We start from the raw sequence: 13,877 nt of genomic DNA, 5'->3' as shown, positions 1-13,877 counted from the left end.
CCCCAGGCAGAGCCGAGCGGACGCGGCCCAGAGCGTACGTCAAGGTCGTTCGTACAGTGGCGCGCTCCACATTGACGGCGTGGAGGAGCGACGCTGAGCCCCTGCTGGCGGCTATCCCTCACCCAGCAGCAGGGCGAGGGGGTCCTGGGTGAGCGGGACCGGCGCGGCCAGGGTCTCCTCGTAGGCCGAGCGCGGGAAGACGTAGGGGCCCAGGGTCAGTTCACCCCACTCCGGCCGGTGTGGCTGGTAGAAGCCGGACCAGATGATCTCCGTCGTTGTGGCGCGGACCACAGCAAGCAGGGGCCAGCAGGCGTCGATCCCGCAGGAGCAGCCCAGGAGGCACAGGGCGCCGGTGTCGCAGTCACGGAGATCCGGTGGGGCGTCGCCCAGGAAATGAGCCCGGGCCCGGGCGCCGTCGGCGTCGTCGTCCAGGTACAGCGGAGCGTGCTGCCCCAGCAGGAATCCCTCGCGCTCCTGCAGGGTGTCGTCATCCTCGTCGAGCTCCCGACTCCAGAGCGCGCGCGTCGCCTCCGCGACCAGGACGCGCAGGTCAGTGCCGTCGATCCGGATGCCCCAGGCCATGAGGTGCGGGTAGCCGGGGTGAGGGTGGCGTAGAAACTCCACCCGGTGCGTGACGGTCGGCAGGCTCATACGCCCATCCTGCGGCGCCTACCCAACCGGCTCCACCGAGTATCGCCGCGAGGGGGCACCGGCTGGGCGGCCCAGCAGACCGACCGTGCCCCATCCGTGCCCGACCGGCCGGGGACTCACGGGGAGGCTCGGGGAATCGCGGTCACCAGCAGGCAGCACACGCGACGAAGGCCCCCGACCGATGGTCAGGGGCCATTCGTCTGCGGTGGGTGTGGGATTTGAACCCACGGTCACATCGCTGCGACGACGGTTTTCAAGACCGTTCAAGAAGTCGTACGCAAACGGCACTTGACCAGCCCGTTTGGGATGTACGTCGCCTCACCAGAAACCCGTCTGGCCGGAGGATGGCCACACTGGGGCAGATACAGCCCCCTACCCATGCCGCCACAGAGGGCGCCTTAGACGCCGCCATCGCACACCGGAGGGATACCAGCCAGTCTGGGTGGTATCCCTCATCCCTCCACGCGTGCCGCTACCGGCCCATCTGGCCGAAGCGTTTCCGGCAGAGCGACAAACCGCGAGACGTTGCCATGTCCAAGTTGCCATACTTCGACCATGGCACTGAGCATCCCTACCGACCGCCCGCTTCGAAGCCCTCGGCAGCTTTTGGAGCTGGCCGAAGCGATTCGCGATGCAGGCGAGCATGACGAAAACGACTGGATTGAGTGGAAATCAAGTTATGACCTCACGACGAAGGAGGTGAAAGCGACTATTGCTCGCCACATTATCGGCATGGCCAACCGAATGCCCGAGAAATCTTCCATCATATGCCACGGCTACGGGTACATCGCAATCGGAGTGGAGCCTAAAAATGTGGAGGGAGTTATAAGCATCGACCTGGCAGATCTAGATTCTGGCCTGCAATCTTATCTCGGCCACCATGGCCCGGAATGGTCTGCCAGCTACGTGTCACTCGACGGTAAAACCGTTTTGATGATTACAGTTGAGCCGCCAAAAATCGGCGACCAGATCCATACCCTCCACAAGGAGTTCGGTAACTATATCGCAGGAATGATCTTTGTTCGGCGAACTGGTCGCACCATGCAGGCGAACCCAGGAGAGGTGCTTTCACTAACCCGTCGGGCCACACAATCGACGGCCGCTCCGCAGAATATGACTGTCACCTCAGAAACGGAGCCTGTGAAGATCCCTTTGTGGAAGTTCGATGAGTACGTAGACGAGATTACGACCAAACGGAAAGAAGATCTGAATCACCCACAGAACTCCACACGTCGGCGTAACAACTTCGGCATGGATAACCGCACAGAAGACGACTACAAGAATGAGGTTGCTGAACACCTGGAAGAATATCGCGACCATCTTGAAAACCTGGCAAGACAGGCGTACGTCAGGGGCGGAGGGGGCGCCCTGGAGCTTACAGTATCCAATCCTGACCAGGTAAGCCACCAGGGCGTGAGAGTAGAATTGAGCTTTCCGACGTGGTTGATAGCGATCCTCGCCGAGGATTACGAAGAAGAGGAATTCCGCCAACCTCGGGCGCCGGAACCGCTGGGCACTAGGGTTTCCGCCCTCTTCAACTCAGGCGTAATCAACTCTATCGGCACTCCATACCACGGCCCCGGCGAAATGGAAACCTCGATTGAAACAGGGCTCGCAGTATTCAACGTCGCCAGCGTTAGGGCTGAAGGTCAAGTGAAATTGCCCAAGATCCACTTTATTGCTGATTCCTGGGCTGAAGGCGAGGGAGTGGCAACCTGGGCAGTCACCGCACTCAACAGCGGTGGACGCGCAAAAGGGTCTATCCAACTTACACAAGTGGGCGTGGCAACGGTTGCTTCCAGGAAGGTATCGCCTGAAACGAGTGATTGATGACGTTCCATATCACAAGCTTAGGGACTGGATGTGATTTGCAGTTCGCTCAACCTTCTCATCAGCTCCCCTGCGCAGTATTAGACATGAGTCGACTCGTAAAGCCTTCGTGACATAGGCGCTCAAATGCTGCGGCCACCTCAATGGGGATCTTCTGCTCAATCATAAACCCCTGTTGGGGGTATACCATGAGCCGCTGCTGAGCTCCAACCAGCATGTCAATAACGAGTCGTGCGTCCTGGATCGAATTGGTGTATTCCGGGAAGGTCATACCCGTAGACGCGCTTACCCACTCGACGTCCGGCCAAAGCCTTCGCGCCGTCGCATATGCCCGCCGTTCCTCGTATGGCTTGCTCACCAGCAGAACAGATGAGACGGGAACGCGTCGTTCGTCAAGCAGAGCACGCGAGAAGCGGATGTTCTCGCCGGTGTTCCGGGCCCTGGGCTCAATGAGAATGGCGCACGCTGGAACTCCCAGCTCCACAGCGCGGGCTCTGTAGTGCTCGGCCTCACCCTGGGGCATCCGCTCACGCGTAGTACGGCTGGTCGCACCGGTAAAAACGATGAGCGGCGCCATGCCACGGAGGTACAGCTCTGCGGTGGTGTCAGCTACCCCCAGGTCATGACTGCCCAGCCCGATCGCCACAGAGCATGGGTGCGGCTCATGGCCCATCTGCTGGAAGTCCCAGAGCCGCTGAGCGTCGGCCCATGCCTGTGTCGAGATCACTTGCTCTCGTCCTCCGCGTTTGCTGAGTCGGGCACCTTGAAGTCGTAGGCCCACGCGAAGCGCGTAGCTGCGTGGACTCCTATGGCGAACTCCACCACAGTGCCCTCCGCCGTGTACGTGGTGCGGTGCAGCTCCACCACCCATTCACCTGGTGAGAGCTGGAGGAGCTGAGCCTCTTCCGCAGTGGGCACGCGCGCGAAGATCTCTTCCTTCATGTGGTCGATTTCGTATCCGGCGTCGTACAGGACGCGGAAGCCGCCGCCACGTCCGGCAGGGCCCGGAGACGGATCGACGATGCGCGTGCCTTCGACGTGCTCGGGCCGGTAGTAGCTGGTCAGTGTGTGCGTCGGCTGCGACCCTTCCTTGACCAGGCGCGCACGCGCGTACACCTCAGCGCCATCGGGCAGTCCGTGCGCTTCGGCCACGAGTGCCGGCGCTTTCACGCGGCTGACGTTCTGGGTCTGCTCGTTCCTGCGGTACGCGCGTCCTGACGCTACTCGGTCAGCGATGAACGCGACTTCGTCACCGTCCCGCCATTTAGCCTTGTCGTACCGGGCGATACCCAGTCGCTTCAGCGGAGCCTGCTGCCGTACGACCGTGCCGTGACCACGGGAAGAGGTCACCAGCCCCTCAGCTTCCAGCGCCTTGTACGCCGCATGAACCGTGGATTTCGATCCCTCACCCGCCTCCACTAGCTCGCGAATGTGCGGAAGCTGCTGGCCAGGCGCGTACTCACCGTTCCTGATGCGCTCGGCGAGCCGGTCCGCCAGTTCTCGCCACTTGGGCGCCATGCAGAACTCCTTTCGACGCGTCCCAGTGAACCACAGTCCCAGGACTGTTGACAGTCCTGGGACTGTGATGCATTCTCATTTCAGGCCGGTCGCAGTCCTAGGACAGCGACCGAGGGGCGCCCTCTTTTGGGCTTCTCCAGCGCCGTGCCGGTTCGGGATAGCTCGCCTCTACGTGGAGCCCCCTGTCTGTCGTTTCTTGAAAACTCAACAGCGTGCCTGAGGTAGCCGCTCCACCTCTGCAAGCAAGAGGGCGGCGTGCGCGGGTTCTGTCCCGCGTGCGGTATAGCCACTGACCTTTCCGCAGCTCAACGGCTGCGGCCGGTTGCCTCCGCTGCTCGTCTCGTACGAGCAGCGCTGAGGGGAGCCGGACATTCCGACTTCAACGGCGCGCGGCTCCCGGGGTGCCACCCGGGAGCCGCTGTAGGGCCGTTCCACCTGTGAAGGGAACTGCGACCCATGGTGCACATCGGTGCTGATCAGAAGGTTGTTACCGCTGACGAGTTTGACCGCGAGCCGACGTTCGCGGAGCTGGACGCGATCGAGTGCGAGATGCCCGTCATCACGGCGGAAGTCGAGTTGTTGGACGCGCAGATCATCGCGCTCGACCGCACCCCGAACGAGGTGGACACGCGGCGTATCCGCCGGGCCCGCCGCAAGGTGCTCACCGCGCGTCTCGCGGCGGCCAACCTCACCACGATGCACATTCCCGGGGTGGGCGCATGAGCACCCCCCAGACGCTCGCCGCCGCGCACGCGGAGGTGAAGGCGGAGATCGCACGGACCGACACGAAGACCGGTCTGCTGCTGGCGTTCGTCGGCGCGGTCCTGGCCGGTACGTGGACGGTCGCCAAGGACGTCCCGCTTCCCCTGCACGCCTGCATCGCGGGCGGTATCGGGACGGGACTGCTGATCGCGGCGGCGGCTCTGCTGCTGCGCTCGGTGCGCCCGAACCTGCGCGGCCGGCACGGTTTCCCGCTGTGGGCCACGCTCACCGCCGAACAGATCACGGCCACCCTGTCCGAGGACCTGGCGGCGGACATCGCGAACCTGTCCCGCATCGCGCTGGCCAAGTTCACCGGCCTGCGCCGCGCCATCGACCTGATTTACGTCGGCGGGACGCTGATCGTCCTCGCCGCGCTGTTCACCCTCGGGGGTGTGGCATGAGCGGCCAGAAGACGGCGCAGGAGTTCATGGCGCAGATGTCCGTCCGTGAGAGCCGCTGGCGTCTGTACGTGGTCCTGATGAACACCACGGAGCGGTGGCCGGAGCAGCGGTTCGGGCGTGCGGTGCCGACGTTCACGGACCGTACGGACGCGCTCAGCGTGCTCGGCTTCGAGCCGGTACCGGGCGCTGAGTGGACGTGGACCGAGTACAGCGAGACCCCCGACAACCCCGCCTCGCCAGTCGTTCTGATCGCTGCGATCCGGGTGCGTTCATGGTCGGGGGTGCGCGTATGAACGGCGTTCAGATCCGTTCAGCGGAGCGGGCGTTGTCGGTCGGCACGTGGCTGATCGTGGCGGGCGCGATGCTCTATTCGATCCTCACCGTCACGCCGCTCGCTGCCGCGCACACCCCCGACAAGTGGGACTGGACCGCACCCATCCTGCCCCTCGTTGTCGATGCCGCCGTGGTCATCGTGGTCCGGCTGGACGCGGTGCTCGCCCGGCTCGGGGGCAACGGCGGACGGTGGCCCATCGCCCTGCGGTGGATGACCGGCTGCATGACCCTCGCCCTCAACGTCGCGGACTCCGCGCTGCAAAACGACCTGGTGGGCGTGGCCGTGCATGCGGTCGCTCCGCTGCTGCTGATCGTCACGGCAGAGACCGGACTCGCCTACCGGCGCGCCATCACCGCCGCCGTGATGGCGCTGGAAGCCAAGCAGCACGCCGAGCGGGAGGCCCGCGAACGCACCATGACCGAGCGGCGTGAGGAGACGGCGCGGCGGGCCCGTGAGGAACGCGAGCACACGGCCGCTTTGGCGCGTGAACAGCGTGAGCACGAAGCCCTGATGGTCCGTGAACAGGCCGAGCGGGAGGCCGCCGCACGGCGTGAGGAACGCGAGCGTGAGCAGGCTCGGGAGGAAGCTGAGCGGGCCGAGCGTGAACATGCGGAGCGCGAGCGTGAACAGCTCCGGCGCGAGCGTGAACGCCGTGAGCGGGAGGCCGCTGAACGCGCTGAGCGGGAGCGTGCCGAGCGCGTTGAGCGTGAGCGTCGTGAACGGCAGGAGCGGGAGGAGCGGGGCGCGCGTGAACGCGCCGCTCTGCTGTCCGCCGGTCCCGCCACGGACAAGCTGCCCGAGGACGACGCGCGCGCCATCGTGGCCGCCGCCCGCGCGGAGGGCATGTCGGTGCGGACCGCAGCGGAGCTGTGCGGCTGGTCGGTGGGCTGGGTCTCGACCCGCTACGCCGAGCTGCGCGGGCCCGTCAACGGCGTTCCGGTTGATCTCGCCGCCTCTGGCCACTGATGACCACCGCGCCGGTGAGTGGCTCGCTGCCTGTCTATCGGTGGCGGCTGGCTCCTGACGGACTGGCCACCCGCCGGCAGCTCCGCGCGATGGAGCTGCGTCCGGGTGGTCAGGACGTGGCCGCCGAACTCCAGCGTCCCCGCCGACGGCGGGGCCCACTGGTCGCCTACCTCTACCGCCTCGACCTGGCCAAGCCCGTCCGCCCGATGACGCCTGCCCGGTGGGCGGCTCTGGCCAAGGCGAATACCGCCCGCCGCATCTGCCCCGAGTGCCGCCGCGATGCCGGATACGTCATCCCCACCTCGCTCGGTGCCTGCGTTCCCTGCACCGACTCCAACTGACCAGACGGGAGCCCCTGATGGCCCATCGTGACCCGCCGGGGATCATCGCCCCGCACATTCCCGCCGACGCCTACCGCCGCGCCGAAGCCACCGGGCAACCGGTCGTCATCGTCGTGCACACCACCGACCCCAGCGGGCGCCCGCTGCATCACTACCTGTTCCCGATCGTCATCGCGGGCGCGGGCGTCATGGGGGTGTTCGGCCTCGTGGCCGCGTTCCTCGCGCTGCTCGACTTCGCCACCCACACCGCCGCTGCGGTCGGTGGCGCCGCCGGGACGCTCGGCATCGGCGGCATCACGCTGCGCCTCGCCCGCCCCAAGCACTGAACCGCATCGCCCGCACAACCCGCCTACGGCCTTCCCGTCCGCCCCGGAACGGGCGGAAGGCCGTAGGCGCCCCGTACGGCGCCTGACACCCCTTCCGTGTGGGCCAACACCCCCCGAAGGCTGTTCGGCCGCAACAAGCCCCGTAGCGACGCTCCGTGAGGGAAGTTTCCGTCCTCGCGCGCACACGCGTAGGGGCGCCCGTAGGAAACCAGGAAACCGGAAACCGCACTACCCACCGTGACGGTGGCAGGCCGGCCAGGGCCCGCCACCGCCTAACTCACCGACCCGGAAAGAGGACTCCGTGAGCCACTCCCAAGTGTGGCGGACCCACCGCCAGTACGCAGCAACCGCCGCCCGCTGGACGGCCGACAACTGGCGCAAGGAAGCCGACCGCCGCCGCTCCCTGCGCGCTGAGCGCAAGCCCCTCGTGCGCGACGCCAAGCGAGCACTCGCCACCGCACGCGCCCTCGACCCCGAGGGCATCACCTCCCTCCGTCACCGCGCGGAGCGCGAGGTGCGCAGTGCCAAGCGGCGGGTGCCCGACCCGCTGTGGCTGTTCGCCTCCAAGACCGCGCTCGGTGCGGCCGTCGCCGGATACATCTGGCTTCCGGCCGTCCCGGCGCGAGTGTGGGTGTGGTCGGCCATCGCCGTGACCCTCGCCATCACGGCCGCGATCGTGTGGGCCATCGTGCGCCATCGCGGTGACGACGGACTCAAGCCCAACGCGGAAGAGGCCGCACTGCTCAAGCGACTTCAGCCGCCGCACTGGAAGGAGCACGCCGAACAGCGCGGCCTCGTCGGCACCCTGACCGGACAGCCCACGCTGACCGAGTCGGGCATCGTGTGCGCCGTCCGCCTCGATGGCCAGTGGACCCCGGCCAAGCTCCGCAGTGCTGAGGACCATGTGCGGGCGCTGCTCGGAGCCCGTACGGACCTGCGGATGCAGATCAAGGCGGGCAAGCGCGGCGGGTGGGCGGAACTCATCCTGCGCACCCGCAGCGCGGCCGATGGTGACGATCTGGCGTGGACGCCCGAGCGACGCTCGCTGGGCATCGACACCGTGACCGGCGACGCGGTGACCGTGCCGCTCGGGGAGCGGCTGCTGATCGCCGGACGCTCCGGCGCCGGGAAGTCGGTCGCCTCCCGCCCGCTGCTGTTCGACGCCTCCGAGGGAGAGGCGAACGCGCTGGTCATCATCGACCTCAAGCGCGTTGAGGGACGGTTGTGGGACCACCGCGCCCGCGTCGCCTCCACTCCCCACGACGTCATCGACGTGGTGGACGAGCTGGAGACGGAGATGCTGGAGCGGCTCAGCGTCCTGCCCAAGGGACAGGACACCTGGACCCCCACACCCGAGCGGCCCCGGATCACGGTCGTCGTGGACGAGGGCGCGGAGGTCATGACCGCCGCCGACAAGGTCCCCTACGAGACCGAGACCAGCGACGGCAAGACCCGCACCGCCAACCGGTCGGCTCTGCCGGGCCTGGAATCCATCGCCCGCATGGGCCGCGCGGCGTGCATCGACCTGTGGTGGATGACGCAGAAGCCGACCATCGGTGACGGCATCCCCAAGCAGATCGCCCCGCAGATCGGCGTCTCCATCTGCCTCTCCGTGCGCACGCCTGCCGAGGCCCGTGTCGTGCTCGGGGAGGACGCACAGGCCAAGGGATGGACCGCCGACGAACTCCCGGTACCAGGTGTGGCGTTGATCCGGGACGGCAAGCGCAAGGCCGACCCGGTCAAGGTCCGCTACATGGACAAGGCCGTCGTCATCGCGCTGCCCGACCGCACCCCGTGGTCCCGCACCGCCACGCCCGCGACGGCCCCGGCCTTGACCCTCGTCAAGAACACGGCGGCGGACGAGCCCGCCACGGACAGCGCCGTCGCCCGCGTCCTCAAGGCCATCGAGACCGCCGACGAACCGGTCCGCCAGAAGGACTTGGCCACGATCACGGGCCTGTCCAAAGGATCCGTCTCCAAGGCCGTCAAGACCCTCACGACCGGCGGCATGGCCGTCCGCGCCCTGGACGGCCGACTGACCATCACACGCGGCGACGACACCGCCGCCGCCTGAACCTCCCGACGCACGACAACGGCGGCCCCCCTTCCGCCAAGAACCGGGGCCGCCGCCAATCCAGCACACGCAATCGAACTGGAGACATCCAGCATGCCCCAACCCGGCACCATCATGACCGCAGATCTGGTCTGTCTGCCCCTACTCGCCTCCGCGCTGACAGCCGCGGGGCGGGACTGGCCCGTCATCCCCCTGCACCCCAGGGCCAAACGGCCGGCCGGACACCCCGAGCGCTCATGCCCGGCAACCGGACGGTGCGCGAACGGGCACCGCAAGCCCGAACAACGCGCCACCACCAACCCCGAGCTGATCCACGCCACCTGGGGCGCCCGGCCGTACAACGTCGGCATTGCCACCGGACCGGCCGGACTGCTCGTCATCGACCTGGACGTGTGCAAGCCCGAAGAGCCAAAAGGAGCGCCTGACGGCGCGACTTCGTTGCAGGCGCTCTGCGAGCGCGCCGGACAGGCCATCCCACGCACCTACCGGGTGCGGACCGCGCGCGGAGGGGAACACCTGTACTTCAGCGCTCCGTCCGAGATGCGGCTCAAGTGCAGCGCGGACCGGCTCGGCAAGCACATCGACACCCGAGCGTGGGGCGGATACGTCGTCGCCCCCGGCAGCACCACCCCCGACGGCACATACGAGATCCTCGACGATGCTCCGGTAGCCCCGCTGCCCGCATGGCTGACCTCCCCGCTCACCGAACAGCCCAAGCCCGCACACGTGGAACTGGCGCCCGTGCGAGACGGCACCCGAGCAGCGAACACCGCCCTCGAACGCGAATGCGCGGTCGTCCGCGCGGCGTCCGAGGGCGGGCCGAACGGCCGCAACAACACGCTCCACAAGAGCGCCTGCAAGGTGGCGCGGTTCGTCGCATGGGGCCACCTCCCCAGGGACTCAGCAGAGCAGGCAATCCAGGCGGCGGGGGAGTCGACGGGCCTCCCGCCGGCCGAGTGCCGCGCCACCATCCGCAGCGCCATGGACTGGGTCATCACCCACGCCACACCACGGCAGACAGCCTCATGACCGGCCCCCACTCCCCCCACCTGGATTGCCGTACTCCCACCACCCCTCGGCTGCGTGTCGCCCCACAGCCTGCGGACACCACGGCTGTAGGCGACCGAAAGGGCGTCGCCGAAGGCGTCCCCACTGCTGTTCTCCCTGACCCGCACCGGGGCGACGGCCGGTACCCCGTCGCGTGGCTGCACATCGTCGCGCCCCACCGGGCCGTGCCTACCGCCACCTCGAAGTGCCTGTGCGGACACGACCGCAGCGCCATCGGACACCGGCGACTGCTCGCCCTGATCACCGACCACGAAGCACACCGCGACACCTGCCCGCTCCGCACCACCCAGGAAGGAAGGGCCGCCGCATGACCAACCAGACCCGCGCCCCGGCCACCGCCGACGGGGCCGCCCTGCTCGACGAGGTAGAGGCCTTCCACCGGCGGTTCAACGTCTTCCCGACCGAGGCCGCCTACATCGCGGTCGCGTTGTGGGACGCGCACGCCCACCTGCTCGACTGCTTCGACTCCACGCCGCGTATCGCGTTCCTCTCCCCGGAGCCGGGATCGGGGAAGTCCCGCGCGCTGGAAGTGGTGGAAACCCTCGTGCCGCGTCCGATGGTGGCCGTGAACGCATCCGCCGCCGCGCTGTTCCGGTCGGTGTCCGGGCCGGACGGACGACCCACGATCCTCTTCGACGAGATCGACACCGTCTTTGGCCCCAAGGCCGGAGACAACGAGGAACTCCGTGGATTCCTCAACGCCGGACACCGTCGTACCGGCGTCACCTACCGGTGCGTGGGCGACAGCCAGACCGTGACCCCGTTCCCGTCCTACACCGCCGTCGCGGTCGCCGGACTCGGCTCCCTGCCCGACACGATCCTGACCCGCTCCATCATCATCCGCATGCGACGCAGGGCCAGGAACGAGAAGGTCGAACCCTTCCGCGCTCGCCTGCACGAGCAGGAGGGAACCGCCCTGCGCGACCGGCTCGCCACCTGGGCCGAGCAGGCGCGCGGATGGGTCCTGGGCGCGTGGCCGGAGATGCCTGACGGCGTCACCGACCGCCCCGCCGACGTCTGGGAACCCCTGCTCGCCATCGCGGACGCCGCCGGAGGCGACTGGCCCCGGCGGGCTCGTGAAGCCTGCTTGGCCCTCGTCAAAGCAGCGCAGTACACCGACAAGCACAGCCTGGGCATCCGGCTGCTGACCGATCTGCGTGATCACGTACTCATCGGCATCGACCGTCTGCCCACCATCGCCATTCTCGACCGACTCAACGCACTCGATGACGCACCGTGGGCCGACCTGAACGGCAAGCCGCTCGACAACCGGCGCCTCTCCCGAATGCTCGCCGAGTACATGACCGCCGACAACGAACCCATCCGCTCCCGCAACATCCGCACTTCGGGCGGCGTCCTCAAAGGCTTCCACGCCAAGGACCTGGAAGACGCCTGGACGCGCTACTGCCCCCCTCCCCAGGAAGCCGCTACATCAGCTACGCCGCTACAGCCCAGCTCAGAGCCCCTGAATCTGTAGCGGCAGCAACCCGTGTAGCGGCTACGCCCCCATCGGGTGATGTGGGGCGTAGCCGCTACACGCGACCTCTCCGCTACAAAAAACCGCCCGCTGACCTGCGATGTAGCGGTGTAGCGGATGTAGCGGACTTCTGAGAGGGGGGTCCAGAGCCCCCGCCCCAACACGACCGCTTCGCCAAGGAGTCGCACCGTGGCACGCCCCCAGATGCTCAAGCTCCGTGAAGTCCTCAAAGAGATCGACATGAGCCGCGCGGCGTTCTACCGCATGCGCGCACGCGGCAAGGCGCCCCGCCTCCAGAAGCTCCCCAACGGCGAACTCCGCGTGAACCGCGCGGATCTGGACGCCTGGTGGGCGGCCTGCGAGGAACGCGCCATCGCTTGACGCGACGCATCACACGCATCCCGACATCCAACGAGGGGGCCGCTTCCGGCGGCCCCCTCCGTCATGAGGTGATCAGTGAAGAGCTACAACGTGCGCGTCTGGGGCATCCGACGCCGCAACAGCAAGACTGCGCCCTTCCAGGTCCGTTGGACCGTGGCGAGCAAGGTTCACCAGGAACCCTTTGCCACGAAGACGCTCGCGGACGCGCGCCGCTCTCAACTCGTCACGGCGGCTCGCGATGGCGAGGCATTCGACGTCGCCACAGGGCTTCCCGTATCGGAGCTGCGGGAGACGACGTCTCCCACCTGGTACGAGCACGCGTGTGCGTACGCGCTCGTGAAGTGGCCCAACTCGTCTGCCAAACACCGCGCTGGCATCGCGGAAGCGCTGACGGCCCTGACGGTGGCGCTCGTGTCCACCTCCCGAGGTGCACCGGATACGGCCGTCCTGCGCGGTGCTCTTCAGGGGTGGGCTTTCAGGGCGACGCTCACGGACAACGGGGAGCATCAGGCTCTGAAAGACACCGCTCACGACGTTCCGCGCGACGTCCGCAGTGCCCTGGACTGGGTGGCCGGCGCCTCGATGAAGGTGATCGATGTAGCCGAGTCGGACAACATCCGCCGAGCCCTGACCGCCCTGTCCAAGCGACTGGACGGGAAGCGTGCGGCGGACAACACCGTGAGGCGAAAGCGCATGGTCTTTAGCAACGCCATGCGGTACGCCGTGGAGCGGGAGGTACTTCCCTCGAACCCCCTCGGACGGATCGACTGGGCGTCGCCGGACACCACTGACGAGGTGGACTTTCAGTACGTGCCGGAACCCCAGCAAGCGCGACGATTGATCGAGGCCGTACGCGATGGTGGCGGTCGTGGCCCGCACCTCTACGCGTTCTTCGGGTGCCTCTACTACGCCGCCATGCGACCGTCCGAAGTCGCCTCTCTCATGCGGCGAAACTGCAAGTTGCCCGTCGAAGGTTGGGGCGAATTGGTGCTCACGCAGAGCCGCCCGGAAGTCGGTTCGGGGTGGACCGATGACGGCCGCTCGTTCGAGGAACGCGGGTTGAAGCGGCGGGCCCGAAAGGCCACGCGTCCCGTGCCGATCCCGCCCGCGCTGGTCGCGATGCTGCGTGCGCATCTGGACGAGTTCGGCACGGCGGAAGACGGGCGGCTCTTCCGCGCGGCTCGTGGTGGCCGTGTCCGGTCCACTGAGTACACCAAGCTGTGGCAGGGGGCCCGTACGGCTGCGCTCACCGCCGAGGAGGCGGCAACGCCCCTCGCGGACGTGCCGTACGCCCTCCGGCACTCGGGGGTCTCGCTGTGGATCAAGGCCGGAGTCGACCCCGTGGAAGTCGCGCGGCGTGCCGGTCACAGTCCGGCGGTGCTGTGGCGGTTCTACGCGAAGATCCTTCGCGGTCAGCAGGCAGCGTCGAACCAGATGATTGATGCCGCGCTGGCCGAGGGTGCCTGACCAGGTCTTATGGCGCCTGTCGCTTGGCCACAGGTTGGCCGTACGCACTGGTCAAAGGTGGGACAACGCGAGTCAGGGTGAGACAGGCTGAACACAGAAGGGGTGCCGCTCCGGAGAGTGGCACCCCTTCTGACCTGCGTAGCTTCTGACCTGCGCGGTGGGTGTGGGATTTGAACCCACGGTCACATCGCTGCGACGACGGTTTTCAAGACCGTTCCCTTAGGCCGCTCGGGCAACCCACCCCGCGCCGCTGAAAGATCGGCGCGGGAACAAGAGTAACG

At 67.3% G+C, this 13,877-nt stretch carries 16 protein-coding genes and 1 tRNA gene; 13 read left to right on the top strand and 4 right to left on the bottom strand.

The genetic code is table 11. The annotated features are described in order from the left end of the window. Positions 1-111: 111 nt before the first annotated feature. Positions 112-651 carry a hypothetical protein gene (locus AB0D14_RS12725; RefSeq protein ID WP_362777668.1) on the bottom strand — a complete coding sequence of 180 codons (540 nt, stop codon included), beginning with the start codon at positions 649-651 and terminating at the stop codon, positions 112-114. A 555-nt stretch (positions 652-1,206) separates the two neighbouring features. On the opposite strand from AB0D14_RS12725, the gene AB0D14_RS12720 reads away from it, so the two are divergent. Then, on the top strand, positions 1,207-2,481 hold the full coding sequence (locus tag AB0D14_RS12720; protein ID WP_362777667.1) for an ATP-binding protein: 1,275 nt from the start codon (positions 1,207-1,209) through the stop codon (positions 2,479-2,481). A 61-nt stretch (positions 2,482-2,542) separates the two neighbouring features. On the opposite strand, the gene AB0D14_RS12715 is transcribed toward AB0D14_RS12720, so the two are convergent. Together AB0D14_RS12715 and AB0D14_RS12710 are read right to left on the bottom strand one after the other, a co-directional pair. Further along, on the bottom strand, positions 2,543-3,208 hold the full coding sequence (locus tag AB0D14_RS12715) for a YdcF family protein (RefSeq protein WP_362777665.1): 666 nt from the start codon (positions 3,206-3,208) through the stop codon (positions 2,543-2,545). Further along, the gene (locus AB0D14_RS12710) at positions 3,205-3,999 is read right to left on the bottom strand and encodes a GntR family transcriptional regulator (protein ID WP_362777662.1); all 795 of its coding nucleotides are present in this window, start codon (positions 3,997-3,999) and stop codon (positions 3,205-3,207) included. The genes AB0D14_RS12715 and AB0D14_RS12710 overlap by 4 nt, the downstream gene beginning before the upstream one ends. Before the next feature lie 456 nt (positions 4,000-4,455). Between AB0D14_RS12710 and AB0D14_RS12705 the strand changes: the two genes are divergently transcribed. The 12 genes from AB0D14_RS12705 to AB0D14_RS12650 all read left to right on the top strand — a co-directional run bounded on the left by AB0D14_RS12705 (position 4,456) and on the right by AB0D14_RS12650 (position 13,596). Continuing rightward, positions 4,456-4,722: a DUF6284 family protein gene (locus AB0D14_RS12705; protein ID WP_362777661.1), complete on the top strand. Its 267-nt coding sequence runs from the start codon at positions 4,456-4,458 to the stop codon at positions 4,720-4,722. Next, complete coding sequence (locus AB0D14_RS12700) at positions 4,719-5,162, top strand: Pycsar system effector family protein (RefSeq protein WP_362777659.1); 444 nt, start codon at positions 4,719-4,721, stop codon at positions 5,160-5,162. Before AB0D14_RS12705 ends, AB0D14_RS12700 begins: the two co-directional genes overlap by 4 nt. Beyond that, positions 5,159-5,455, top strand: a complete 297-nt coding sequence (locus AB0D14_RS12695) for a DUF6303 family protein (protein WP_362777657.1) — start codon at positions 5,159-5,161, stop codon at positions 5,453-5,455. Before AB0D14_RS12700 ends, AB0D14_RS12695 begins: the two co-directional genes overlap by 4 nt. Beyond that, positions 5,452-6,462: a DUF2637 domain-containing protein gene (locus AB0D14_RS12690; protein WP_362777655.1), complete on the top strand. Its 1,011-nt coding sequence runs from the start codon at positions 5,452-5,454 to the stop codon at positions 6,460-6,462. Before AB0D14_RS12695 ends, AB0D14_RS12690 begins: the two co-directional genes overlap by 4 nt. Then, positions 6,462-6,803, top strand: a complete 342-nt coding sequence (locus AB0D14_RS12685; protein ID WP_362777652.1) for an RRQRL motif-containing zinc-binding protein — start codon at positions 6,462-6,464, stop codon at positions 6,801-6,803. The genes AB0D14_RS12690 and AB0D14_RS12685 overlap by 1 nt, the downstream gene beginning before the upstream one ends. A 17-nt stretch (positions 6,804-6,820) precedes the next feature. After that, the gene (locus AB0D14_RS12680; RefSeq protein WP_362777649.1) at positions 6,821-7,129 is read left to right on the top strand and encodes a hypothetical protein; all 309 of its coding nucleotides are present in this window, start codon (positions 6,821-6,823) and stop codon (positions 7,127-7,129) included. A 301-nt stretch (positions 7,130-7,430) separates the two neighbouring features. Continuing rightward, on the top strand, positions 7,431-9,203 hold the full coding sequence (locus tag AB0D14_RS12675; protein WP_362777646.1) for a MarR family transcriptional regulator: 1,773 nt from the start codon (positions 7,431-7,433) through the stop codon (positions 9,201-9,203). Positions 9,204-9,296: 93 nt separating this feature from the next. Next, entirely contained in the window at positions 9,297-10,232 is a 936-nt protein-coding gene (locus tag AB0D14_RS12670) for a bifunctional DNA primase/polymerase (RefSeq protein WP_362777645.1), read from the top strand. After that, positions 10,229-10,582, top strand: a complete 354-nt coding sequence (locus tag AB0D14_RS12665; RefSeq protein WP_362777642.1) for a hypothetical protein — start codon at positions 10,229-10,231, stop codon at positions 10,580-10,582. Before AB0D14_RS12670 ends, AB0D14_RS12665 begins: the two co-directional genes overlap by 4 nt. Then, positions 10,579-11,748 carry a DUF3631 domain-containing protein gene (locus AB0D14_RS12660; protein WP_362777640.1) on the top strand — a complete coding sequence of 390 codons (1,170 nt, stop codon included), beginning with the start codon at positions 10,579-10,581 and terminating at the stop codon, positions 11,746-11,748. The genes AB0D14_RS12665 and AB0D14_RS12660 overlap by 4 nt, the downstream gene beginning before the upstream one ends. 189 nt (positions 11,749-11,937) lie before the next feature. Next, on the top strand, positions 11,938-12,129 hold the full coding sequence (locus tag AB0D14_RS12655) for a helix-turn-helix domain-containing protein (protein WP_362777638.1): 192 nt from the start codon (positions 11,938-11,940) through the stop codon (positions 12,127-12,129). 75 nt (positions 12,130-12,204) lie between these two features. Further along, the gene (locus tag AB0D14_RS12650; RefSeq protein WP_362777636.1) at positions 12,205-13,596 is read left to right on the top strand and encodes a site-specific integrase; all 1,392 of its coding nucleotides are present in this window, start codon (positions 12,205-12,207) and stop codon (positions 13,594-13,596) included. 155 nt (positions 13,597-13,751) lie between these two features. Here the strand turns inward: AB0D14_RS12650 and AB0D14_RS12645 are convergent. Further along, positions 13,752-13,838 (bottom strand) — tRNA-Ser (locus AB0D14_RS12645). Positions 13,839-13,877: the final 39 nt, after the last annotated feature.

This window comes from Streptomyces sp. NPDC048484, from assembly GCF_040651415.1.
Classification (GTDB): domain Bacteria; phylum Actinomycetota; class Actinomycetes; order Streptomycetales; family Streptomycetaceae; genus Streptomyces.
This window is presented reverse-complemented; position numbering and strand designations above follow the sequence as displayed.

Coding starts and splice junctions, on each gene's coding strand:
- AB0D14_RS12685 (WP_362777652.1), top strand. CDS start 6,462: ATGACCACCGCGCCGGTGAGTGGCTCGCTGCCTGTCTATCGGTGGCGG.
- AB0D14_RS12690 (WP_362777655.1), top strand. CDS start 5,452: ATGAACGGCGTTCAGATCCGTTCAGCGGAGCGGGCGTTGTCGGTCGGC.
- AB0D14_RS12680 (WP_362777649.1), top strand. CDS start 6,821: ATGGCCCATCGTGACCCGCCGGGGATCATCGCCCCGCACATTCCCGCC.
- AB0D14_RS12725 (WP_362777668.1), bottom strand. CDS start 651: ATGAGCCTGCCGACCGTCACGCACCGGGTGGAGTTTCTACGCCACCCT.
- AB0D14_RS12665 (WP_362777642.1), top strand. CDS start 10,229: ATGACCGGCCCCCACTCCCCCCACCTGGATTGCCGTACTCCCACCACC.
- AB0D14_RS12660 (WP_362777640.1), top strand. CDS start 10,579: ATGACCAACCAGACCCGCGCCCCGGCCACCGCCGACGGGGCCGCCCTG.
- AB0D14_RS12710 (WP_362777662.1), bottom strand. CDS start 3,999: ATGGCGCCCAAGTGGCGAGAACTGGCGGACCGGCTCGCCGAGCGCATC.
- AB0D14_RS12670 (WP_362777645.1), top strand. CDS start 9,297: ATGCCCCAACCCGGCACCATCATGACCGCAGATCTGGTCTGTCTGCCC.
- AB0D14_RS12705 (WP_362777661.1), top strand. CDS start 4,456: ATGGTGCACATCGGTGCTGATCAGAAGGTTGTTACCGCTGACGAGTTT.
- AB0D14_RS12695 (WP_362777657.1), top strand. CDS start 5,159: ATGAGCGGCCAGAAGACGGCGCAGGAGTTCATGGCGCAGATGTCCGTC.
- AB0D14_RS12720 (WP_362777667.1), top strand. CDS start 1,207: ATGGCACTGAGCATCCCTACCGACCGCCCGCTTCGAAGCCCTCGGCAG.
- AB0D14_RS12700 (WP_362777659.1), top strand. CDS start 4,719: ATGAGCACCCCCCAGACGCTCGCCGCCGCGCACGCGGAGGTGAAGGCG.